Source organism: Cedecea sp. P7760 (genome assembly GCF_013386425.1).
GTDB lineage: Bacteria > Pseudomonadota > Gammaproteobacteria > Enterobacterales > Enterobacteriaceae > Cedecea > Cedecea selenatireducens.
On the sequence record NZ_JACARU010000022.1, the window covers coordinates 66,511 to 88,917 of the forward strand.

Sequence of the window (22,407 nt, forward strand, 5' to 3'; positions counted from 1 at the left end):
ATGAGTGTTTCAGCACCAGCAGGGACGCCGGTTCGTCAACTGCACAAGTTTGGGGGCAGCAGTCTTGCCGATGTGAAGTGTTACCTGCGCGTGGCGGGTATCATGACCGAGTATTCCAGACCGGGTGACATGATGGTGGTTTCGGCCGCCGGCAGTACCACTAACCAGTTGATCAACTGGCTCAAGCTGAGCCAGAGCGACAGGCTTTCCGCGCATCAGGTGCAGCAAACGCTGCGCCGCTATCAGAGCGATCTTATTGGCGGCCTGCTGCCGCCGGACGTTGCCGATGGCCTGATTGCCGATTTTATCCACGACCTTGAGCGCCTTGCCGGACTGCTGGACGGCAAAATGACCGATGCGGTTTACGCAGAGGTGGTTGGGCACGGCGAGGTCTGGTCGGCACGTCTGATGTCTGCCGTCCTGAACCAACTTGGTGTTGAAGCCGCGTGGCTGGACGCCCGTGATTTTATGCGTGCTGAACGAGCTGCTCAGCCGCAGGTTGATGAGGGCCGTTCCTGGCCACTGCTGCAAAACTTGCTTGCCCAGCATCCGAATAAACGGCTGGTTGTCACGGGCTTTATTTGCAGCAACGAGGCGGGGGAAACCGTTCTGCTGGGACGTAACGGTTCTGACTACTCTGCGACGCAAATTGGCGCACTGGCCGGCGTTTCCCGTGTCACTATCTGGAGTGACGTTGCCGGTGTATACAGCGCCGACCCGCGTAAGGTTAAAGATGCCTGCCTGCTGCCGCTCCTGCGTCTTGATGAAGCTAGCGAACTGGCTCGCCTTGCCGCCCCGGTTTTGCACGCTCGTACCTTGCAGCCCGTATCCGGGAGCGATATCGACCTTCAGCTGCGCTGCAGCTATTCGCCTGAGCAGGGCTCTACGCGAATTGAGCGCGTGCTGGCCTCCGGCACCGGCGCACGTATTGTCACCAGTCACGACGATGTCTGCCTGATCGAGTATCAGGTGCCGTCGCATCAGGACTTTAAGCTGGCGCAAAAAGAGCTGGATCTGATCCTCAAGCGTGGCCAGGTACGCCCGCTGTCGATTGGCGTACATCCTGACCGTAACCTGCTTCAGCTTTGCTACACCTCTGAAGTTGCAAACAGCGTGCTGTTGCTTCTCCAGGACGCCGGTTTGCAGGGTGAACTGCGTCTGCGGGAAGGTCTGGCACTTGTGGCGATGGTGGGGGCGGGCGTTTGTCGTAACCCGCTGCATAGCCACCGCTTCTGGCAGCAGCTAAAAGATCATCCCGTCGAGTTTATCTGGCAGTCGGAAGACGGCATTAGCCTGGTGGCCGTGCTGCGCGTTGGTCCAACGGAGAGCCTGATTCAGGGCTTACATAAGTCGCTGTTTCGTGCTGAAAAACGTATTGGTTTGATGCTATTCGGAAAAGGCAATATCGGCTCCCGCTGGCTTGAGCTTTTTGCTCGTGAGCAGGAAGTTCTCTCTGCCCGTACCGGCTTTGAGTTTGTGCTTGCCGGCGTGGTTGATAGCAGCCGTAGCCTGCTGAACTATGAAGGGCTGGATGCCAGCCGCGCGTTGGCCTTCTTCAATGACGAGGCCGTCCAGCAGGATGAAGAGTCGCTGTTCCTGTGGATGCGCGCTCACCCTTACGATGATTTAGTGGTGCTGGACGTGACCGCCAGCGAGCAGCTTGCGGATCAGTATCTCGACTTCGCCAGCCACGGCTTCCACGTGATCAGCGCCAATAAGCTGGCCGGCGCGGGAAATGGCCATAAGTATCGCCAGATTCGCGATGCGTTTGAGAAAACGGGGCGCCACTGGCTGTACAACGCGACGGTAGGAGCCGGGCTTCCGGTTAACCACACCGTGCGTGACCTGCGCGATAGCGGTGATGCCATTTTGGCTATTAGCGGTATTTTCTCCGGGACGCTCTCATGGCTGTTCCTGCAGTTTGACGGCACCGTGCCGTTTACCGAGCTGGTGGATCAAGCCTGGCAGCAGGGGCTGACCGAGCCGGATCCGCGCGTTGACCTTTCTGGTAAAGACGTGATGCGTAAGCTGGTGATCCTTGCCCGCGAAGCGGGTTATGACATCGAGCCGGATCAGGTTCGGGTGGAATCTCTGGTACCTTCAGGCTGTGAAGGTGGCTCCATCGACCACTTCTTTGAAAATGGCGATGAGCTGAACGAGCAAATGCTGCAACGGCTGGAGGCCGCGCAGGAAATGGGGCTGGTGCTGCGCTACGTGGCTCGTTTTGATGCGAACGGCAAGGCGCGCGTTGGCGTTGAAGCCGTGCGTGCAGAGCATCCGCTTGCCGCTCTGCTGCCGTGCGATAACGTCTTCGCGATTGAAAGCCGTTGGTACCGTGATAACCCGCTGGTAATTCGCGGACCTGGCGCCGGCCGCGACGTGACGGCCGGGGCAATCCAGTCTGATTTGAACCGCCTGGCACAGCTGCTGTAGTTGCTTTTCCCCGCACTCTCTTCCTCCCGGAGGAGAGTGCGTTTTCCTGCAAGCCTTCCTTTCTACCCCCTCCTGAAAAAAATTCATCTTGAGTGAGAATTCCTCCACTTTCTGTGGTGATATTTCTGTTGACGCATTGGCGCTTTTCCGTCATCTTTCTATCCAGACGTCTAAACGTCTGGGTGGCAACGGGTGCAATAACACACAATAATGATGCGATTGATGAGGTAAGGGTATGAGCTTTTTTCACGCCAACCAGCGGGAAGCGCTGAATCAGAGTCTGGCCGAAGTGGCGGGGCATATTAACGTTTCCTTTGAGTTTTTCCCGCCGCGCACCAGTGAAATGGAACAAACCCTGTGGAAGTCAATCGACAGACTGAGCAGCCTGAAACCTCAGTTTGTCTCCGTGACCTACGGCGCAAACTCCGGTGAACGAGACCGTACCCACAGCATTATTAAAGGCATAAAAGATCGCACCGGCCTTGAGGCGGCTCCGCATCTCACCTGTATTGATGCGACACGCGATGAACTTCGCGCTATTGCGCAGGACTACTGGAACAGTGGTATCCGCCATATCGTTGCGCTTCGGGGCGATCTACCGCCTGACAGCGGAAAACCGGATATGTATGCCTCTGACTTAGTGGCTCTGCTGAAGGAAGTCGGCGACTTTGATATTTCCGTTGCGGCCTACCCGGAAGTACACCCCGAAGCCAAAAGTGCCCAGGCGGATTTACTTAACCTGCGTCGTAAAATTGAAGCCGGGGCTAACCGCGCGATTACTCAATTCTTCTTTGATGTTGAAAGTTATCTTCGCTTCCGCGACCGCTGTGCCGCGACCGGAATTGATGTTGAGATCATCCCTGGCATCCTGCCGGTATCTAACTTCAGACAGGCGAAGAAATTTGCCGACATGACTAACGTACGCATTCCTTCATGGATGGCGCAGATGTTTGAAGGTTTGGACAACGACGCAGAAACACGCCAGCTGGTTGGGGCGAATATCGCGATGGATATGGTCAAGATACTCAGCCGTGAAGGCGTGAAGGATTTCCATTTCTACACGCTGAACCGGGCGGAAATGAGCTATGCGATTTGCCACACTTTAGGTGTTCGTCCGGCGCTGTAACCGTTTATTTTCGATAAAAAAAGCCCCGCTTACATACGCGGGGCTTTTTGCTTAACTGGAAAAAGACGTTACTGATTGCCTACCTGCTCGCTGTAAGGCAGCGAGTCGTAATCCCTTAACGCGTTTTTCTCATACGGGTTACCAATCCAGCGGGTTGCTTCTACAAACTGCGGGCTGGCGATGGCTCGCGTTGCATCGTAGCCGTCGTAGGTTAAACCGGCCAAATCAGACCAGGTATGAATCAGTTCTGAGCTGCTGTACTTCCGGTTTATATCGCCCGAGAAGTCACGCGGATGAGCCTGCTGCCAGGTCGGTGACGTCCAGACAATAAACGGTATGGTGTACATATGACGCGTTGGGTTGCTTTCGTTACGACCCTGCGTCTGGTGCGGTGGCGTATCGTAAACCTCTTCCCCATGGTCTGAGAAATAGAGCAGGAAACCGTTAGGGTCGCTGGCTTTGTAGTCTTTGATCAGCGTGGAAACCACATGGTCGTTAAACAGGTTGGCGTTATCGTAGCTGTTGTAGGCTTCTTGCTGATCTTTGCTCAAACCTGCAGGTAAATCATCGGTTTTACCGTCAAACTTGCCCCAGTTTTCCGGGTAGCGGAAGTCGTAGCGAATATGCGTACCCAGCAAATGCACGATAATGAACTTCTTCGGTGCCGGGTCTGCCAGCACCTCTTTAAACGGTGCCAGGACGTTAGTGTCGTATTCGCGTGCGCTCTGCGTACGCTGCTGATTCATATAATATTGCTTGTCGGTCTGCCTTGAGAACACCGTCAGCATCGTGTTGCGCTCGGTCATTGTCTGCTGGTTGGTTATCCAGAATGTTTTGTAACCGGCCTGCTTCATCAGGTTCATCAGCGAAGGTTTGGTCAGATAAAGGTCCGGATCTTTCTCGTCCGCAAACGTCAGCGCCTGCTGCAGAATTTCGATGGTGTAAGGACGTGACGTGACGACGTTGTTAAACACCGTCATTTGCGGGTCGGTCTTGTGCAGCTCGTCCAGTTCAGGCGTTGTCTGGCGGTGATAGCCATAAAGGCTCATACGGCCACGCTGTGTCGACTCGCCAATCACCAGCACTAAGGTGCGCGGCGCGTTGCCGGAGGCATCTTTCAGGTTAGCCAAAGGCGGCAGCGCGTTGTTGGAACTGAGCATGCTGTTCAGGCTGTCCAACTGCTGGCGGTACTCGGTATAGGCGACGATAAACTGCCACGGTGCCGCGGGCTCAAGGCGAGAAGAAATGCTTGAGAACGAGTCGCCGATGCTGCGTTTGTTAATGAGCCACTCTTTGCCGACCGGATTAAGGACCAGACCAAACAGAATGGCGAAGGAAACCAGCCAGCGCCATGGATTTGGAATATAAACCGGGCGCAAGCGTGTCCAAAGCAGGATTGCCACCAGAGTATAGGCCAGCGTAATCAACAACAGCTTCAGGCTAAAATACTGGCTTAGATATTCGCTGGCTTCGTTGGCGTTTGTCTCGAACATCACAAACAGAACGCTTTGTGAGAACTCCTGTCCGTAAACAACGTAATAGCCGAGAGCCGCAATCGAAGCTGCCCACAGAACGACGCCGATAGCGGCGGCGATAATGCGCGTACGCTGTGGGAACAGAAAGACGGGAATAAACCACAGGGAGCTGAACAGCAGGGAATCACGCAGCCCCGTTGTACCGCTGTATCCTGTTGATAATATGGCAATCTGCAGAACCGATGAAAAATACCAAAAATAAAGTAAAACCCATCCAAGGGCTTTAATGCTGAACTTGCGTTCAGGCGGGTTCGATGTGAAGTGCATTCTCTTGCCTGTGCTAAAAAATTATCATTAACCGTAATGAGAAAACCTTAAGTAAGCCTTAGTTATGGACGCTACGGTGGCTTTTATTGACGAAAAAAGCCACCCGTAAACGAGTGACTTTTGCGCACAATATAGGAAATGTGTCTGGATAATGACAGCGGAATTTGGAGCTTGTTCCACAACGATTTACGGTGGCTCTACTTTTGCATGTTTATTGTCTTTTTATTTAAGAAGAATAAATAGTTAAGGCAAATTGCAATAATGATGAGCCTTTTAATTAGCCTGCAATGAAAAACCCCGCCGAAGCGGGGTTTAGAGGTAGTTAATAAAGAATTAACCGGTATTACGCATCCCGGCGGCAACGCCGGCGATGGTGACCATCAGGGCTTGTTCTACACGGGCATCAGGTTCTTCGCCTTTCTCTTCCGACTGACGTGAGCGGTGTAGCAGCTCGGCCTGCAGGACGTTCAGCGGGTCGGTGTAGATATTACGTAGGGTGATAGACTCGGCAATCCACGGTAAATCTTCCATCAGGTGCGAGTCATTGGCGATGTCCAGCACGACCTTGATGTCGGCTTCGAGCTGGTCACGAAGTTGTTTACCCAGCTTCCACAACTCGGGCTTCACCAGGCGCTGATCGTAGTATTCCGCCAGCCACAGGTCTGCTTTCGCAAATACCATCTCCAGCATACCGAGGCGAGTGGAGAAGAACGGCCAGTCGCGGCACATTGTTTCCAGTTCGCTTTGTTTCCCTTCCTCCACCACTTTTTGTAATGCAGCACCGGCTCCCAGCCAGGCAGGCAGCATCAGGCGGTTCTGGGTCCAGGCGAAGATCCACGGAATGGCGCGCAGAGATTCTACGCCGCCGTTTGGACGGCGTTTTGCCGGGCGAGAGCCCAATGGAAGTTTGCCCAATTCCAGCTCCGGCGTTGCGGAACGGAAATACGGCACGAAGTCTTCGTTTTCCCGAATATAGCCGCGATACATCTCGCATGAGGTGGCCGAAAGTGAATTCATAATCTGGATCCACTCTTTCTTCGGCTCCGGCGGCGGCAGCAGGTTAGCTTCAAGAATGGCGCTGGTGTAGAGCGACAGGCTGCTGATGGTGATTTCCGGCAGGCCGTATTTGAAGCGGATCATCTCGCCTTGCTCAGTCACACGCAGGCCGCCCTTCAGGCTTCCCGGTGGCTGTGAAAGCAGGGCCGCGTGAGCAGGTGCACCGCCACGACCGATAGAGCCACCGCGACCGTGGAACAGCGTCAGGGCAATCCCGGCCTTCTCGCAGGTTTTGATCAGGGCATCTTGCGCTTCGTATTGCGCCCAGGATGCAGCCATTACGCCCGCATCTTTCGCCGAGTCAGAATAGCCAATCATGACCATTTGCTTGCCCTGGATAAAGCCGCGGTACCAGTCAATGTTCAGCAACTGGGTCATTACGTCGTCGGCGTTATTCAGGTCGTCGAGGGTTTCAAACAGCGGCGCAACCGGCAGGGCGAAAGTACAACCGGCTTCTTTAAGAAGCAGGTGAACGGCCAGCACGTCGGAAGGCGTTTTGGCCATCGAAATAACGTAGGCCGCGATAGAACCACGCGGGGCTTCGGCGACCACTTTACAGGTTTCCAGCACTTCGCGGGTATCCGCGCTTGGTTCCCACTGGCGGGGCAGCAGAGGGCGCTTGGAATTCAGTTCGCGGATCAGGAAGGCTTGTTTGTCGGCCTCTGACCAGCTTTCGTAATCACCGATGCCAATATAGCGAGTCATTTCGCCCAACGCTTCGCTGTGGCGAGTACTTTCCTGGCGGATATCAATGCGTACCAACGGCACGCCGAAGCATTTCACGCGGCGCAGGGTATCCAACAGCTGTCCGTTGGCGATAATCCCCATCCCGCAGGCCTGCAGCGATTGATAACAGGCATAGAGCGGGTCCCAGAGCTGCTCGTTTTGAATGAGCAGACCTTCAGGTTTGGGCAGGCGCTGACCTTTCAGACGGGCTTCAAGCCATGCCTGAGTGGCAAGCAGCTGCTGGCGCAGCCCTTTCATGATGTGACGATAAGGTTCCTGGCCCGCATCCGGTCCTGCCAGCTCGCTCAGCTCCGCCGTACATTCCACCATCGACAGCTCTGAAACCAGCACCGCAATATCGCGCAGGAACAGGTCAGTGGCTTTCCAGCGGCTAAGCAGCAGGACGTGACGGGTGATTTCGGAGGTGACGTTCGGGTTACCGTCGCGGTCACCGCCCATCCAGGAGGTGAAACGTACCGGTACGAAGTCCACCGGTAGCTTGTAGTTCAGGTTCTCTTCGAGCTGCTCGTTAAGCTCGCGCAGGTAGTTTGGTACGCCTTCCCAGAGGCTGTTTTCCACCACCGCAAAGCCCCATTTGGCTTCGTCGACCGGAGAAGGGCGATGTTTACGGATTTCGTCGGTATGCCAGGCCTGAGCAACAAGCTGGCGCAGGCGGCGCATTATCTGGTTACGCTCGTAGTCGGCGAGATCGCTGTGGTCGAGTTGCTTCAGGCAGCTGTTCACTTCGACCAATTTGTGAATCAGGGTACGGCGGGTGATTTCCGTAGGGTGAGCGGTAAGCACCAGCTCCAGAGAGAGGGACTCAACGGCTTCACGAATTGCGGCTTCGCTGATGTCTGGCTGATTTTTTAATTTTTGCAGCGTTTTGGCGATAACTTCCGGGTTACTGACCGCTTCGCCCGTCGCGGAGATGCTGTGGTACTGCTCTGCGGTGTTGGCAAGATTAAGGAACTGGCTAAAAGCACGGGCGACGGGGAGCAGTTCATCATTTGAGAGGTTCTGCAGCGTGCTCAGCAGCTCCTGACGATGGGCTTCATTACCGGCGCGGGAGGACTTGGATAACTTACGGATCGTTTCTACGCGGTCAAGAATGTTCTCCCCCAGCGCATCTTTGATGGTATCTCCGAGCAGTTTTCCGAGCATGCTGACATTACTTCGCAAAGCAGAATAGCGTTCGTTCATATGACTCCAGCCCAATCTATTATGTAACTTAATTTCACCCGTGAAGGTTCAACACCGCCTTTTATAAAGCCACGTCGTTAACCATTCGTCAATTGCTACGAAATCGTTTCAGCAAACGAAGAAATGACGCGAATTTATGAAATTTAATTACCAACTTCGCTCATAAGCGTTTCTTATAAGAATAGCGATAAATCCAGATTAAAAAGGGGGTAAAACCCCCTTTCACCGCGATTTATTAATGCCAGCAAAAATGATGCACCACCTGAGTAATTAATTCCCGGGTCGGCTTAATAAAGCGTGTATCAATGTATTCATCCGGCTGGTGTGCCTGGTTGATGGAGCCAGGGCCAAGGACCAGCGTAGGGCATACGGTCTGGATAAACGGTGCTTCGGTGCAGTAGTTCACCACTTCCGTTTGTGCACCCAGCAGCTTCTCGACGACCTGGACGAGCTGGTGGTCCGGTGGGCATTCGTAGCCTGGAATCGGCGGATGCAGTTCCGAAATTGTCACACGGCCGGGCCAGCGCTGGCTCACCGGCTCTAATGCTTCGGTCAGTAAACCGTTCAGATCGTTTAATGTCATGCCCGGCAACGGGCGAATGTCCATGTGAAGTTCGCAACACGCACAAATGCGGTTTGCCGCGTCGCCGCCGTTGATATGGCCCAGGTTAAGGGTCGGATACGGCACGGTGAAAGCGTCGTGGTGGTAGCGGTCCTTCAGTGTGTTTCGTAGCGTGAGGATATGGCCAATCGCGTCATGCATCAGCTCAATCGCATTCACGCCCCGCGCCGGATCGCTCGAGTGGCCGGACTGCCCGAGAATGCGGATGGCATTCGACAAGTGGCCCTTGTGCGCGCGTACCGGCTGTAAAGACGTCGGTTCACCGATGATGGCGCAGTCCGGGCGCAGAGCCGTTGTTTCAGAGAAATAGCGGGCCCCCGCCATGGTGGTCTCTTCGTCGGCCGTCGCCAGGACGTAGAGCGGCTTTTTCAGGGTTGTCACATCCACGTCGCGCAGCGCATCCAAAATAAACGCGAAGAAACCTTTCATATCTGCGGTGCCCAGGCCGTAAAGCTTGTTGTCGTGCTCGGTCAGGGTAAACGGGTCACGCGTCCAGCGGCCATCGTCAAACGGCACGGTATCGGTATGCCCCGCCAGCAGCAGGCCGCCAGCGCCCTGGCCGCTGCTTGCCAGCATATTGAATTTATTGCGTGTGCCCGGAACGGGCTGAATTTCGACGTTAAAACCGAGATCGCGGAACCAACCTGCGAGTAAATTGATTAAAGACTCATTGCTTTGGTCCAGCGCGCTGTCGGTGGCGCTGATGGAAGGTGTCGCGATCAGGGCGCGGTAGATGTCGATAAAAGGGGGTAATTTCATCTTCACTGTTGACAGGCCTTAGGTTAGGATAGTATCAATATTCATGCAGTAATTATGAATAAAAATACAATAACGTTGAGCGTAAAGGAACAGTTAAGCGTTCCGGTGAATAAAAAACCACGCTAACGGACGTGGGTGAAAGCGTCAGGCTTGCACTCTGAGCAGACCGAAAAGACAAGGTGAACGACCCAGATGTTGAATACGCTGATTGTGGGTGCAAGCGGTTATGCAGGCGCAGAGCTTGTGAGCTATTTGAATCGCCATCCTGATATGAACATAACCGCTTTGACGGTTTCAGCGCAAAGTTCAGATGCAGGTAAATTGATATCTGATTTGCATCCGCAATTAAAGGGCATTGTCGATCTGCCGCTGCAGGCGATGTCCGACATCAGCGAGTTTAGCGAAGGCGTGGACGTGGTATTCCTGGCCACCGCTCATGAAGTTAGCCACGACCTGGCCCCGCAGTTCCTTGCTGCCGGCTGCGTAGTTATCGATCTCTCCGGTGCGTTTCGCGTTAACGATCCGGCGTTTTATGAACGTTATTACGGTTTTACCCATCAGCATCCTGAGCTGCTGGAAAAGGCGGTTTATGGCCTGGCAGAGTGGCAGGCCGATAAGCTGAAAGAGAGCAATTTAATTGCGGTGCCGGGCTGTTATCCGACGGCGTCTCAGCTGGCGCTGAAGCCGCTGATCGACGCCGATCTGCTGGATTTGAGCCAGTGGCCGGTGATCAACGCCACCAGTGGCGTAAGCGGTGCCGGGCGCAAGGCGGCGATTTCCAACAGCTTCTGCGAAGTTAGCCTGCAGCCCTATGGCGTGTTTAATCATCGTCATCAGCCCGAAATTGCTACCCATCTTGGTGCGTCGGTCATTTTCACCCCGCACCTCGGCAATTTCCCGCGCGGCATTCTGGCGACCATTACCTGCCGCCTGAAGGCGGGCGTAACGCAGCAGCAAATCGCTGAGACGTTTAGCCAGGCCTACGGCGACAAGCCGCTGGTTCGCCTGTATGAAAAAGGCGTGCCGGCGCTCAAAAATGTGGTTGGCCTGCCGTTCTGCGACATCGGATTTGCCGTGCAGGATGAGCACCTGATTGTCGTTGCCACCGAGGATAACCTGCTGAAAGGTGCCGCGGCGCAGGCAGTACAGTGTCTTAATATTCGTTTTGGCTTCGCCGAAACGCAGTCTCTTATTTAACCGTCTGTCGGGTGAAATGATGAATCCTTTAATTATCAAATTAGGCGGCGTACTGCTGGATAGCGAAGAAGCGCTGGAGCGCCTGTTTACCGCGCTGGTGAACTATCGTCAGTCCCATCAGCGCCCGCTGGTTATTGTTCACGGCGGCGGTTGCCTGGTGGATGAGCTGATGAAAAAGCTGGCACTGCCGGTGGAAAAGAAAAATGGCCTGCGCGTTACGCCTGCCGACCAGATTGACATTATTACCGGTGCGCTGGCGGGTACGGCTAACAAGACGCTGCTGGCGTGGGCAAAGAAGCACGGCATTAACGGCGTCGGCCTGAGCCTCGGCGACGGGGATAGCGTCACGGTGACCCAGCTTGACGAAGCGTTGGGCCACGTGGGTCTGGCTAAACCGGGTTCGCCAAAACTGATTAATACCCTGCTGGAAAACGGCTTCCTGCCGATTGTTAGCTCCATCGGCGTGACCGCGGAAGGCGAGCTGATGAACGTGAATGCGGACCAGGCGGCGACAGCGCTTGCCGCCACGCTCGGCGCGGACCTGATTCTGCTCTCAGACGTGAGCGGTATCCTGGACGGTAAAGGCCAGCGCATCGCCGAGATGACGGCGGCCAAAGCCGAGCAGCTGATTCAGCAGGGCATTATTACCGACGGCATGATAGTGAAAGTGAACGCGGCGCTGGATGCGGCCCGTACTCTGGGACGCCCGGTGGATATCGCCTCATGGCGCCACGCGGATCAGCTACCCTCTTTATTCAACGGCGTGGCTATTGGCACCCGGATTCTGGCATAGACAAAGAATAGTTTTAACAAGGACAAGACAATGCAAAATCACGGCATCAAAAAAATCGTTCTCGCATACTCTGGCGGCCTCGACACTTCTGCCATCATTCCATGGCTGAAAGAGAACTACGGCGGCTGCGAAGTGGTCGCCTGCGTGGTGGATATCGGCCAGGATCGTGAAGATCTGAAAGGCGTTGAGCAGAAAGCGCTGCGCTCCGGGGCTACTGAGTGCTACGTCGTGGATGCGCGTGAAGAGTTTATCAGCGACTATGTTTACCCTGTGCTGCAGACCGGCGCGCTGTATGAAGGCAGCTACCTGCTCGGTACCTCTATGGCGCGTCCGCTGATCGCTAAGGCGCTGGTAGATGTAGCGAACAAAGTGGGCGCTGATGCGCTGTGCCACGGTGCGACCGGTAAAGGTAACGACCAGGTGCGTTTCGAATCCACCTGGGCCGCGCTGGCTCCACATCTGAAGGTTGTTGCGCCATGGCGTGAGTGGAACCTGCGTTCCCGTGAAGCGCTGCTCGACTACCTGAAAGAGCGTGACATCCCGACCACCGCCTCACTGGAAAAAATCTACAGCCGTGACGAAAACGCATGGCACATTTCCACCGAAGGCGGCGTGCTGGAAAGCCCGTGGAATGCCCCGAACAAAGATTGCTGGGTGTGGACCGTTGACCCGCAGGAAGCGCCGGACCAGGCCGAGCAGGTGACCGTTACCGTTAAGCAGGGCAAAGTGGTTGCCGTTAACGGCGAAGCGATGAGCCCGTTCAAGTGTCTGGAAACCCTGAATGCGATTGGCTCTAAGCACGGTATTGGCCGTATCGATATCGTAGAAAACCGTCTGGTGGGCATAAAGTCCCGTGGTTGCTATGAAACCCCAGGGGGCACGATTATTATGGCCGCGCTGCGTGGCGTTGAGCAGCTGGTGCTGGATCGTGATTCCTTCAAATGGCGTGAGCAGCTGGGCCTCGAAATGTCCTACGTCGTGTACGATGGCCGCTGGTTTGCACCGCTGCGTAAATCTCTGCAGGCCTCTGCCGAGTCGCTGGCGGAAGAAGTGAACGGTGAAGTTGTGCTGCAGCTATATAAAGGCCAGGTGACGGCGATTCAGAAAAAATCACCGAACAGCCTGTATAGCGAAGAATTTGCGACCTTTGGCGAAGATGAAGTTTACGATCACAGCCATGCCGGCGGCTTTATCCGTCTGTTCTCGCTCTCTTCTCGTATCCGTGCGCTGAACGAACTTAAGAAGTAATTTTTACCCTCACTCTTTCCCTGGACAGGGAGTGGGTGAGGGGCAAACGAATATCAATATGATGAATGGAGCATGACTATGGCACTTTGGGGTGGGCGTTTTACTCAGGCAGCCGATCGGCGGTTTAAGCAATTCAATGACTCTTTGCGCTTTGACTATCGCTTAGCTGAGCAAGACATCGTAGGTTCCGTCGCCTGGTCCAAAGCGCTGGTCACCGTGGGCGTGCTGACTGAAGCTGAGCAACAGCAGCTCGAGCAGGCTCTGAAAGTTTTGCTGGAAGAAGTACAGGCCAATCCGCAGGCGATTCTGGAAAGCGACGCGGAAGATATTCACAGCTGGGTGGAAGGCAAGCTTATCGATAAAGTCGGTACGCTGGGTAAAAAACTCCATACCGGCCGTAGCCGCAACGACCAGGTCGCTACCGACCTGAAACTGTGGTGCAAAATGCAGGTTAGCGAACTGCTGGCGGCCACTCGCCAGGTTCAGCAGGCGCTGATTGAAACCGCCGAAGCGAACCAGGATGCCGTGATGCCGGGCTATACGCACCTACAGCGTGCGCAGCCGGTGACTTTTGCTCACTGGTGCCTGGCCTACGTTGAGATGCTGGCGCGTGACGAAAGTCGTTTACAAAGCACCTTGCAGCGCCTCGACGTTAGCCCGCTGGGCAGCGGCGCGCTGGCAGGGACGGCCTATGAGATTGACCGTGAGCAGCTGGCTGGCTGGTTAGGTTTTGCTTCTGCGACCCGCAACAGTCTCGACAGCGTATCTGACCGCGACCACGTGCTGGAACTGCTGTCCAACGCTTCTATCGGCATGGTTCATCTGTCCCGTTTTGCAGAAGACCTGATCTTCTTCAATACCGGAGAAGCCGGTTTTGTTGAGCTGTCCGATCGCGTGACTTCCGGTTCTTCGCTGATGCCGCAGAAGAAAAACCCGGATGCGCTGGAGCTGATCCGCGGCAAGTGTGGCCGCGTGCAGGGCGCGCTGACAGGCATGATGATGACCCTGAAAGGCCTGCCGCTGGCGTATAACAAAGATATGCAGGAAGACAAAGAAGGGTTATTCGACGCGCTCGATACCTGGCTCGACTGCCTGCATATGTCGGTGCTGGTGCTGGACGGCATTCAGGTTAAACGTCCGCGTTGCCAGGAAGCTGCCGAGCAGGGCTATGCCAATGCCACCGAACTGGCGGATTACCTGGTCGCCAAAGGCGTACCGTTCCGTGAAGCCCACCACATTGTCGGTGAGGCCGTCGTTGAAGCGATCCAACAAGGTAAAGCCCTGGAAGCCTTAGCCCTGGCCGATCTGCAGAAATTCAGTGCGGTCATTGGCGAAGACGTTTATCCGATCCTGTCGCTGCAATCCTGTCTCGACAAACGCGCCGCGAAAGGCGGCGTTTCTCCGAAGCAGGTTGCTCTGGCTATCGCTGACGCCAAACAGCGCCTGGTCTAATCCCCTCGAAATTTGAACAAAAAAAAGCGGACATACTGTCCGCTAAAAGTTCACGTTGGCTTTAATAATTCGTCAGGTTCAGAGAACAGAGAGTCTCTGCAGCCGCGCTTCGTTCTCGGGTAAGTAAGAGCGAAGCGCCTTGCTGTTGCGGGCTATTATTCACCAACATTGCTTGATAGGGATAATCGTTCGTTGCTATGCTATCTATCGCCATGAACTATCGTGGCACAGGAGGATAGAGAATGAATATTCGAGATCTTGAATACCTGGTGGCGCTGGCCGAGCACCGCCATTTTCGTCGGGCAGCGGATGCCTGTCACGTTAGCCAGCCGACGCTGAGCGGCCAGATTCGCAAGCTGGAAGATGAACTTGGCGTCATGCTGCTGGAGCGTACCAGCCGTAAAGTGCTGTTCACCCAGGCAGGTTTGCTGCTGGTAGATCAGGCCAGAACGGTGCTGCGTGAAGTCAAAGTGCTGAAAGAGATGGCAAGCCAGCAGGGCGAAGCCATGTCCGGCCCACTACACATCGGCCTGATCCCAACCGTGGGACCTTATCTGCTGCCGCAAATTATTCCGATGCTGCATCAAACCTTCCCTAAGCTGGAAATGTATCTGCACGAAGCCCAAACCCATCAGCTGCTGGCGCAGCTTGATAGCGGTAAGCTGGACTGTGCCATTCTGGCGCTGGTGAAAGAAAGCGAAGCGTTTATCGAAGTGCCGTTGTTTGATGAGCCAATGGTGCTGGCGGTTTATAAGGATCATCCATGGGCGAACCGCGACCGCGTGCCGATGTCCGATCTGGCCGGTGAAAAGCTGCTGATGCTGGAAGACGGGCACTGCCTGCGCGACCAGGCAATGGGCTTCTGCTTTGAAGCAGGCGCTGATGAAGATACCCATTTCCGGGCAACAAGCTTAGAAACGCTGCGCAACATGGTTGCAGCAGGCAGCGGCATTACGCTACTGCCAGCCCTTGCCGTACCGAAGGAGCGCCAGCGAGACGGGGTGGTTTATCTGCCGTGTTATAAACCAGAGCCGCGTCGTACCATCGGCCTGGTTTATCGTCCAGGGTCACCGCTGCGCAGCCGCTATGAGCAGCTGGCAGAGGCCATCCGCACTCAGATGGTTGGCCATTTCGACTCAGCGCTAAAACAGGCGATTTAAGCCGTTAAGCGCCGCTACCCGATAGGCTTCCGCCATCGTTGGGTAGTTAAAGGTGGTGTTAACGAAGTACTCAATGGTGTTACCGCCACCTTTCTGCTCCATAATCGCCTGGCCGATGTGAATAATTTCGGCCGCGCGCTCGCCAAAGCAGTGGATCCCCAGAATTTCTTTCGTCTCACGGTGGAACAGAATTTTCAGCGTCCCGACGTTCATCCCCACAATTTGCGCCCGCGCGAGGTGTTTAAACTGCGCACGGCCCACTTCGTAAGGCACTTTCATCGAGGTCAGCTGTTGTTCCGTTTTGCCCACGGAGCTGATTTCAGGGATGGTATAAATCCCGGTCGGAATATCTTCTACCAGATGGCCAGTCGCCTCGCCTTTTACCAGCGCCTGAGCGGCGATGCGTCCCTGGTCATAGGCCGCTGAAGCCAGGCTTGGGTAGCCGATAACGTCGCCCACCGCGTAAATATGCGGCAGCGCGGTTTGGTACATGCTGTTGACCTTGATAAGCCCACGGCTGTCCGCTTCCAGACCGATGTTCTCCAGCGCCAGCGAATCCGTGTTCCCGGTACGTCCATTGGCGTAAAGCAGGCAATCCGCCTTCACTTTTTTGCCGGATTTCAGGGAAACGATCACGCCGTCATCCACGCCTTCAATCTTCTCGAACTCTTCGTTGTGGCGGATAACCACGCCGCTGTTCCAGAAGTGATAGGAGAGCGAGTCCGACATTTCCTGATCGAGGAAAGCCAGCAGGCGATCGCGGGTGTTGATCAGGTCGACTTTGACGTTCATCCCACGGAAGATCGAAGCGTATTCGCAGCCGATCACCCCGGCACCATAGATGATCACATGGCGTGGTTCGTGATGCAGGCTAAGGATAGAGTCGCTGTCGTAGATGCGCGGATGGGTAAAATCAACCTCCGGCGGGCGGTAAGGCCGCGAGCCGCAGGCAATGACAAACTTCTCGGCGGTATAGGTTTCGACCGATCCATCGTGGCACTGCAGCGCGATGGTATGTTCATCCACAAAGTGCGCGTCCCCCTGCAGCATTTCGCAGCGATTACGCTCGTAAAAGCCCTGGCGCATGCGGGTTTGCTGGTTAATCACGCTATCGGCGTGGTTAAGGATGTCGGCAAAAGAGGAGCGGAGAAGGTGAGTGTGGTCGCTGTATAACGGGTTTTGATTGAATTCAATAATGCGGCTGACTGCGTGGCGGAGGGCTTTTGAAGGGATGGTGCCCCAGTGGGTGCAACCGCCGCCGACATTATGGTAGCGCTCAATCACCGCTACCCTGGCTCCTTGTTTCACCAGACCCATGGCGGCACCTTCGCCTCCGGGACCGGAACCAATCACTATTGCGTCATAATCGTAGGTTTGTGGCATTGTAAGGCTTACCTGTTTTTATACATAAAGGCAACACGATGGTAACATCAACCGGGAATTTCCCCAATTCTTGTTGTGCTTTTTACCGCCAGTTCAGGTCAATGTTCCGTAAACAATCATTCACAATACACTATAAAAGCGGTAGCTTGATTCTCTGATATAGTTCCAGCTCTGTTTGAAGGATTCAGGCAATATGATGGGTGTAAGAGCGCAACAAAAAGAGAGAACCAGGCGTTCTTTAGTCGAAGCCGCATTTAGCCAGCTAAGCGCCGAAAGAAGCTTTGCCAGCCTGAGCCTGCGTGAAGTTGCCCGCGAAGCCGGCATTGCGCCGACGTCATTTTATCGCCATTTCCGCGATGTTGATGAACTCGGCCTTACCATGGTCGATGAAAGTGGCCTGATGCTGCGTCAGCTAATGCGCCAGGCGCGTCAACGCATCGCGAAGGGCGGCAGCGTTATCCGCACGTCGGTTTCCACCTTTATGGAATTTATCGGCAATAACCCTAATGCCTTCCGCCTGCTGCTGCGCGAGAGATCGGGCACGTCTGCGGCGTTTCGTGCCGCGGTTGTCCGTGAAATTCAGCACTTCATTGCGGAACTTGCCGACTATTTAGAACTCGAAAATCGCATGCCTCGCAGCTTCACGGAAGCGCAGGCGGAAGCGATGGTCACGATTGTTTTTAGTGCAGGTGCCGAAGCGCTGGACGTTGATATCGAACAACGTCGCCAGCTCGAAGAGCGACTGGTGCTGCAGTTACGTATGATCTCGAAAGGGGCCTACTACTGGTATCGCCGGGAACAAGAAAAAATGGCGCTTGCTCATTTATCCGAAGAGTGAAGGAACGAGCAGCAATGAAACAGTTACAAGATAGAGGTACGTTAGCGCTGGCGTTTATCGCTGGTCTGTCGATCAACGGATCTTTTGCCGCGCTGTTTAGCTCGGTGGTCCCGTTCTCGATTTTCCCTGTTATTGCCCTGGTGCTGACGGTTTACTGCCTGCATCAGCGTTACCAGAACCGAACTATGCCCGTTGGGTTACCGAGCCTTGCCGCCGCGTGCTTTGTCTTAGGCGTGCTGCTTTATAGCTCTGTAGTTCGCGTTGAGTACCCGGTGATTGGCTCTAACTTTGTGCCTTCGATTCTGTCGGTGATGGTGCTGTTTTGGATTGTATTTAAGGTTCGTTCCCGTAAGTCAGAAGCGGCCGAGTAAGCCAGACGAAAACAAAAAAGGACGCCTCGGCGTCCTTTTCTTATTTGCGTGTGAGCAGTACGCCACATTCCATATGGTGCGTATACGGGAACTGGTCGAACAGCGCGAGCCGGGCGATGTTGTGGGTCTGAGACAAGGTCTCCAGATTCTCGCACAGCGTTTGTGGGTTGCAGGAGATATAAAGGATGTGCGGGTAGGCCTGCACCATTTTTACCGTGTCAGCATCCAGGCCGCTGCGTGGTGGATCGACAAAAATGGTCTCGCACTGATAGCTCTTAAGATCGATCCCCTGCAGGCGGTTAAACTCCCTGACGCCGTTCATCGCCTGGGTAAACTCTTCTGCCGCCATGCGGATGATTTGCACGTTATCAATGTTGTTGGCCGTGATGTTGTACTGTGCCGCCGCAACAGAGGGTTTCGCAATTTCGGTTGCCAGCACGCGGTCAAAATTACGGGCCAGCGCCAGCGAGAAGTTACCGTTCCCGCAGTACAGCTCCAGCAGATCGCCGCTTGAGTTTTCCGTCGCGTTCAACGCCCACTCCAGCATCTGAATATTCATGGCGGCGTTTGGCTGGGTGAAGCTGTTCTCAACCTGGCGGTAAATCATCTCTTTGCCGGCTACCGGCAGACGCTCGTCGATGAAATCCTGGTCCAGCTCAATTTTGGTTTTGGTGGCGCGCCCAATTAAGTGCACGTCAAAACCACGTGCACGCAGGCTGTCGCGCAGCGCTTCGGCGTGCCGCTGCCACTCATCATCCAGCTTGCGGTGGTAGAGCAAAGAGACCACGGCCTGATTGCTCAGGGTGGTCAGGTAGTCAATCTGGAACAGCTTGTGGCGCAGCGCTGGAATATCTCGAACGCCGTCCAGCATGGCTGGCATCAGGGCGTTAATCAGCTCGCTTGCCGCCGGGAAGCTGTTGACGCGGATGCGGCTTTTGGTCTGTTGATCGAACATGATGTGATAGAGATCGTCACCTTCATGCCAGATACGGAACTCGGCTCGCATACGGTAGTGACTGACCGGTGAGCGGAATACCTCCGGGGCCGGTGCGGCAAAGGGCGCCATCATGCCTTGCAGGCGAGTGACTTTTTCCGCCAGCTGCGCGTCGTACTGATCTGTCGGGAGGTGTTCAGGGGTCATGGCTAGCCATCCAGTCGGTCAATGAATACAAACTACGCGGCGATTGTAGGGATTCAACTCACGATGTCCAGCCCGATTGCTATAAGAAGTTCTGCTGGAAGTCTGGACATCTATATAAGCCTAACGGTAGCATGGCTTTTCCGGCCTCCTGAGAGTTAAAAGGGAACCCAGTGTAATTCTGGGGCTGACGCGCAGCGATAAGGATCGGCGAGATGAACGCATTAAGCAGACACTGCTTTCTATATATAAGCGGGAAGTCCTCATCTCAATTAAGCCCCCAAGCCCGAAGACCTGCCGGAATGACGTCGCAAGTGATATGGCTATCGCGTGCTATTTGCCATATCTGCGGCATCCTATTCGAAAGCGGATGCTTATATAAATGATGATAAAGAAGGTTTCGCTGTTGACGGCTCTGTCCGCAACGGCTTTTTCAGTTTGGGCGCAGGACAGCAATACCGACAATACTCTGGTGGTCACGGCGAACCGTTTCCAGCAGCCGGTGAATACCGTACTGGCGCCGAACTCGGTGGTTACGCGTGAAGATATCGATCGCTGGCAGTCAAAATCGCTGACCGACGTAATGCGCCGTCTGCCGGGGGTGGATATTGCGCAAAACGGTGGGCTTGGCCAGCTCTCCTCAGTGTTCATTCGCGGGACTAATTCCAGCCATGTGCTGGTGCTGATTGACGGTATCCGCCTGAATCAGGCCGGCGTGACCGGTTCTTCCGACCTCAGCCAGATTCCAGTTTCTCTTGTTCAGCGCGTAGAGTACATCCGCGGGCCTCGTTCTGCGGTCTATGGTTCTGATGCTATTGGCGGGGTCATCAACATTATCACTACTCGTGATAAAGACGGCACAACGCTGACGGCCGGAATGGGCTCCAATGGTTACCAGAACTATGACGCCAGCACGCAGCAAAAGCTGGGGGATAACACCCGCGTGACCCTGGCAGGTAACTATGAGTACACCAAAGGCTTCGACGTTGTGGCCGATGGCAATACTGGAGGCCTGCGTCAGCCCGATCGCGACGGATTTATGAGTAAATCCCTTTATGGCGCGCTGGAACACAATTTCTCTGAGCAATGGAGCGGCTTTGTTCGCGGCTACGGTTACGATAACCGCACGGCCTATGATGGCTTCTACAGCAGCTTTACGCCAAACCAGCTGGTGGACACCCGTCAGCTCTATAGCCAGACCTGGGATACAGGGCTGCGTTTTAACAACGATATCTTCCATTCGCAGCTGATCTCCAGCTACGGCCACAGCAAAGATTACAACTTCGACCCGCGCCTTGGCCGCTATGACTCCAGCGCGACCCTCGATGAAATTAAGCAGTACAACCTGCAGTGGACCAACTCCGTTGATGTAGGCGCAGGGAATATCGGCGCGGGCGTTGACTGGCAGAAGCAAAGCACTGAACCGGGCACTAACTATCTTACTGACGCTTACGATCAGCGTAATACCGGCGTCTATCTGACTGCGCTACAAAAGTTGGGTGATTTCACCTTTGAAGGTGCTGCACGTAACGACTCTCACTCAGAGTTCGGTAATCACGGAACCTGGCAGAGCAGCGCCGCATGGGAATTCGTTGAGGGATATCGCTTCATTGCTTCCTACGGTACGGCCTTTAAGGCACCAAATCAGGGGCAGCTGTTTGGCTTCTACGGCAACAGAAACCTGAACCCTGAAGAAAGCCGTCAGTGGGAAGGGGCATTTGAAGGATTAACGTCGGGCGTAAACTGGCGTGTTTCTGGCTATCGCAACCTTGTTGATAACCTGATCGACTTTAACAATAAAACGCTGAGCTATTACAACGTCGGCAAGGCCAATATTAAAGGTATTGAAGGTACAGCTTCCTTCGATACCGGGCCTGTGCAGCACAGCGTTAGCTATGATTATGTTGATGCCCGTAATGGACTGACCGATGCACCGCTGGCGCGTCGAGCCAAACAGCAGGTGAAGTATCAGCTTGACTGGGCACTTTACGATCTTGACTGGAGCGTAACCTACCATTACCTGGGCTCGCGCTACGACACCGATTTCAATACCAATAAAACCGTCAAAATGGGTGGTGTTAGCCTGTGGGATGTCGCGTTGTCGTATCCAGTCACGTCACAGCTGACCGTTCGTGGTAGAATAGCTAACCTGTTCGATAAAGATTACGAGACGGTTTATGGCTACCATACTGCAGGACGGGAATACTACTTGTCTGGCAGCTACACCTTCTGATGCACATCCTACCGTGCTGGTTTTTGACTCCGGCGTCGGTGGGTTGTCTGTCTACAATGAGATTCGGCAGCTTCTGCCGGATCTTCATTTCATCTACGCCTTCGACAACGTGGCGTTTCCTTACGGCGAAAAGAGCGAAGAGTTTATCGTCGACCGGGTGGTTTCAATAGTGACTGCTGTCCAGCAGCATTATCCTTTGGCCCTCGCCGTTATCGCCTGTAATACTGCAAGCACCGTTTCTCTCCCGGCTTTACGTGAAAAGTTCGACTTCCCTGTTGTTGGCGTTGTGCCAGCCATTAAACCGGCAGCACGTTTGACGACAAATGGTGTAGTGGGCCTGCTTGCAACTCGCGGCACGGTAAAGCGGCCTTATACTCACGAGCTTATCTCCCGGTTTGCTACCGAATGCAAAATTGAGATGCTGGGTTCGGCCGAGCTGGTGGAGCTCGCTGAGGCGAAGCTTCATGGTGAGCCAGTCCCGCTGGATGAGCTGCGTAAAATCCTGCGTCCGTGGTTACGTATGTCGGAGCCACCGGATACCGTTGTATTAGGCTGCACGCACTTCCCTCTATTACAGGAAGAGCTGTTGGAAGTGTTGCCGGAAGGGACAAGACTGATTGATTCCGGAGCCGCCATTGCAAGACGTACCGTTTGGTTGCTTGAACATGAAGCGCCGGATGCGGCTTCTGCAGATCAGAATATTGCCTATTGTATGGCGTTCACGCCTGAAACCGCGCAATTAATGCCCGTTTTACAACGTTACGGGTTCGAAAAGCTCGAAAAACTGGCACTTTAGCGGCATTTTGAGTAAAAAAACGGCGCTTGAAAGTTTTTTTCAAATTAGGGGTTGTCAGGCTCTGAGAACTC

Annotated in this window: 16 protein-coding genes and 1 riboswitch; of the genes, 11 read left to right on the top strand and 5 right to left on the bottom strand. The window is 54.6% G+C overall.

Annotated features, from left to right (window positions below; all coding sequences use genetic code 11):
* Together HX778_RS09150 and metF are read left to right on the top strand one after the other, a co-directional pair.
* Entirely contained in the window at positions 1 to 2,433 is a 2,433-nt protein-coding gene (locus HX778_RS09150) for a bifunctional aspartate kinase/homoserine dehydrogenase II (RefSeq protein ID WP_038477017.1), read from the top strand.
* A gap of 235 nt (positions 2,434 to 2,668) precedes the next feature.
* The gene (gene metF, locus HX778_RS09155; protein ID WP_038477014.1) at positions 2,669 to 3,559 is read left to right on the top strand and encodes a methylenetetrahydrofolate reductase; all 891 of its coding nucleotides are present in this window, start codon (positions 2,669 to 2,671) and stop codon (positions 3,557 to 3,559) included.
* Between the two features lie 68 nt (positions 3,560 to 3,627).
* Here metF and HX778_RS09160 read toward each other — a convergent pair whose 3' ends face one another.
* From HX778_RS09160 to argE, 3 genes are all read right to left on the bottom strand, one after another.
* Positions 3,628 to 5,361, bottom strand: a complete 1,734-nt coding sequence (locus HX778_RS09160; RefSeq protein ID WP_176981820.1) for a phosphoethanolamine transferase CptA — start codon at positions 5,359 to 5,361, stop codon at positions 3,628 to 3,630.
* A gap of 333 nt (positions 5,362 to 5,694) precedes the next feature.
* Positions 5,695 to 8,346, bottom strand: a complete 2,652-nt coding sequence (gene ppc, locus HX778_RS09165; protein ID WP_038477007.1) for a phosphoenolpyruvate carboxylase — start codon at positions 8,344 to 8,346, stop codon at positions 5,695 to 5,697.
* A 235-nt stretch (positions 8,347 to 8,581) separates the two neighbouring features.
* Positions 8,582 to 9,733 carry an acetylornithine deacetylase gene (gene argE / locus HX778_RS09170; RefSeq protein ID WP_038477004.1) on the bottom strand — a complete coding sequence of 384 codons (1,152 nt, stop codon included), beginning with the start codon at positions 9,731 to 9,733 and terminating at the stop codon, positions 8,582 to 8,584.
* Positions 9,734 to 9,919: 186 nt separating this feature from the next.
* Here argE and argC point away from each other — a divergent pair, with 186 nt between their 5' ends.
* The 5 genes from argC (at position 9,920) to oxyR (ending at position 15,577) form a co-directional block, all read left to right on the top strand.
* A complete protein-coding gene (gene argC / locus HX778_RS09175) occupies positions 9,920 to 10,924 on the top strand; it encodes an N-acetyl-gamma-glutamyl-phosphate reductase (RefSeq protein WP_154188899.1) in 1,005 nt (334 codons plus the stop codon).
* 16 nt (positions 10,925 to 10,940) lie between these two features.
* On the top strand, positions 10,941 to 11,717 hold the full coding sequence (gene argB, locus HX778_RS09180; protein WP_144244041.1) for an acetylglutamate kinase: 777 nt from the start codon (positions 10,941 to 10,943) through the stop codon (positions 11,715 to 11,717).
* A gap of 30 nt (positions 11,718 to 11,747) precedes the next feature.
* Positions 11,748 to 12,965, top strand: a complete 1,218-nt coding sequence (locus HX778_RS09185; RefSeq protein ID WP_038476996.1) for an argininosuccinate synthase — start codon at positions 11,748 to 11,750, stop codon at positions 12,963 to 12,965.
* Positions 12,966 to 13,043: 78 nt separating this feature from the next.
* Complete coding sequence (gene argH / locus HX778_RS09190) at positions 13,044 to 14,417, top strand: argininosuccinate lyase (RefSeq protein WP_038476993.1); 1,374 nt, start codon at positions 13,044 to 13,046, stop codon at positions 14,415 to 14,417.
* Between the two features lie 242 nt (positions 14,418 to 14,659).
* Positions 14,660 to 15,577 carry a DNA-binding transcriptional regulator OxyR gene (gene oxyR, locus HX778_RS09195; protein WP_038476990.1) on the top strand — a complete coding sequence of 306 codons (918 nt, stop codon included), beginning with the start codon at positions 14,660 to 14,662 and terminating at the stop codon, positions 15,575 to 15,577.
* On the opposite strand, the gene sthA is transcribed toward oxyR, so the two are convergent.
* A complete protein-coding gene (gene sthA / locus HX778_RS09200) occupies positions 15,560 to 16,960 on the bottom strand; it encodes a Si-specific NAD(P)(+) transhydrogenase (protein WP_016538947.1) in 1,401 nt (466 codons plus the stop codon). The two genes, oxyR and sthA, sit on opposite strands and share 18 nt — an antisense overlap.
* Positions 16,961 to 17,156: 196 nt before the next feature.
* Here sthA and fabR point away from each other — a divergent pair, with 196 nt between their 5' ends.
* The gene (gene fabR, locus HX778_RS09205; protein WP_167549841.1) at positions 17,157 to 17,798 is read left to right on the top strand and encodes an HTH-type transcriptional repressor FabR; all 642 of its coding nucleotides are present in this window, start codon (positions 17,157 to 17,159) and stop codon (positions 17,796 to 17,798) included.
* A 14-nt stretch (positions 17,799 to 17,812) separates the two neighbouring features.
* A complete protein-coding gene (locus HX778_RS09210; protein ID WP_038476984.1) occupies positions 17,813 to 18,169 on the top strand; it encodes a YijD family membrane protein in 357 nt (118 codons plus the stop codon).
* 40 nt (positions 18,170 to 18,209) lie between these two features.
* Here the strand turns inward: HX778_RS09210 and trmA are convergent, their stop codons facing one another.
* Complete coding sequence (gene trmA / locus HX778_RS09215) at positions 18,210 to 19,310, bottom strand: tRNA (uridine(54)-C5)-methyltransferase TrmA (protein ID WP_176981821.1); 1,101 nt, start codon at positions 19,308 to 19,310, stop codon at positions 18,210 to 18,212.
* Positions 19,311 to 19,434: 124 nt separating this feature from the next.
* Positions 19,435 to 19,624: riboswitch (cobalamin riboswitch) on the top strand.
* 68 nt (positions 19,625 to 19,692) lie between these two features.
* Between trmA and btuB the strand changes: the two genes are divergently transcribed.
* Together btuB and murI are read left to right on the top strand one after the other, a co-directional pair.
* On the top strand, positions 19,693 to 21,540 hold the full coding sequence (btuB, locus tag HX778_RS09220; RefSeq protein WP_176981822.1) for a TonB-dependent vitamin B12 receptor BtuB: 1,848 nt from the start codon (positions 19,693 to 19,695) through the stop codon (positions 21,538 to 21,540).
* Complete coding sequence (murI, locus tag HX778_RS09225; RefSeq protein ID WP_071842956.1) at positions 21,485 to 22,336, top strand: glutamate racemase; 852 nt, start codon at positions 21,485 to 21,487, stop codon at positions 22,334 to 22,336. The genes btuB and murI overlap by 56 nt, the downstream gene beginning before the upstream one ends.
* The last annotated feature ends 71 nt before the right edge of the window (positions 22,337 to 22,407 follow it).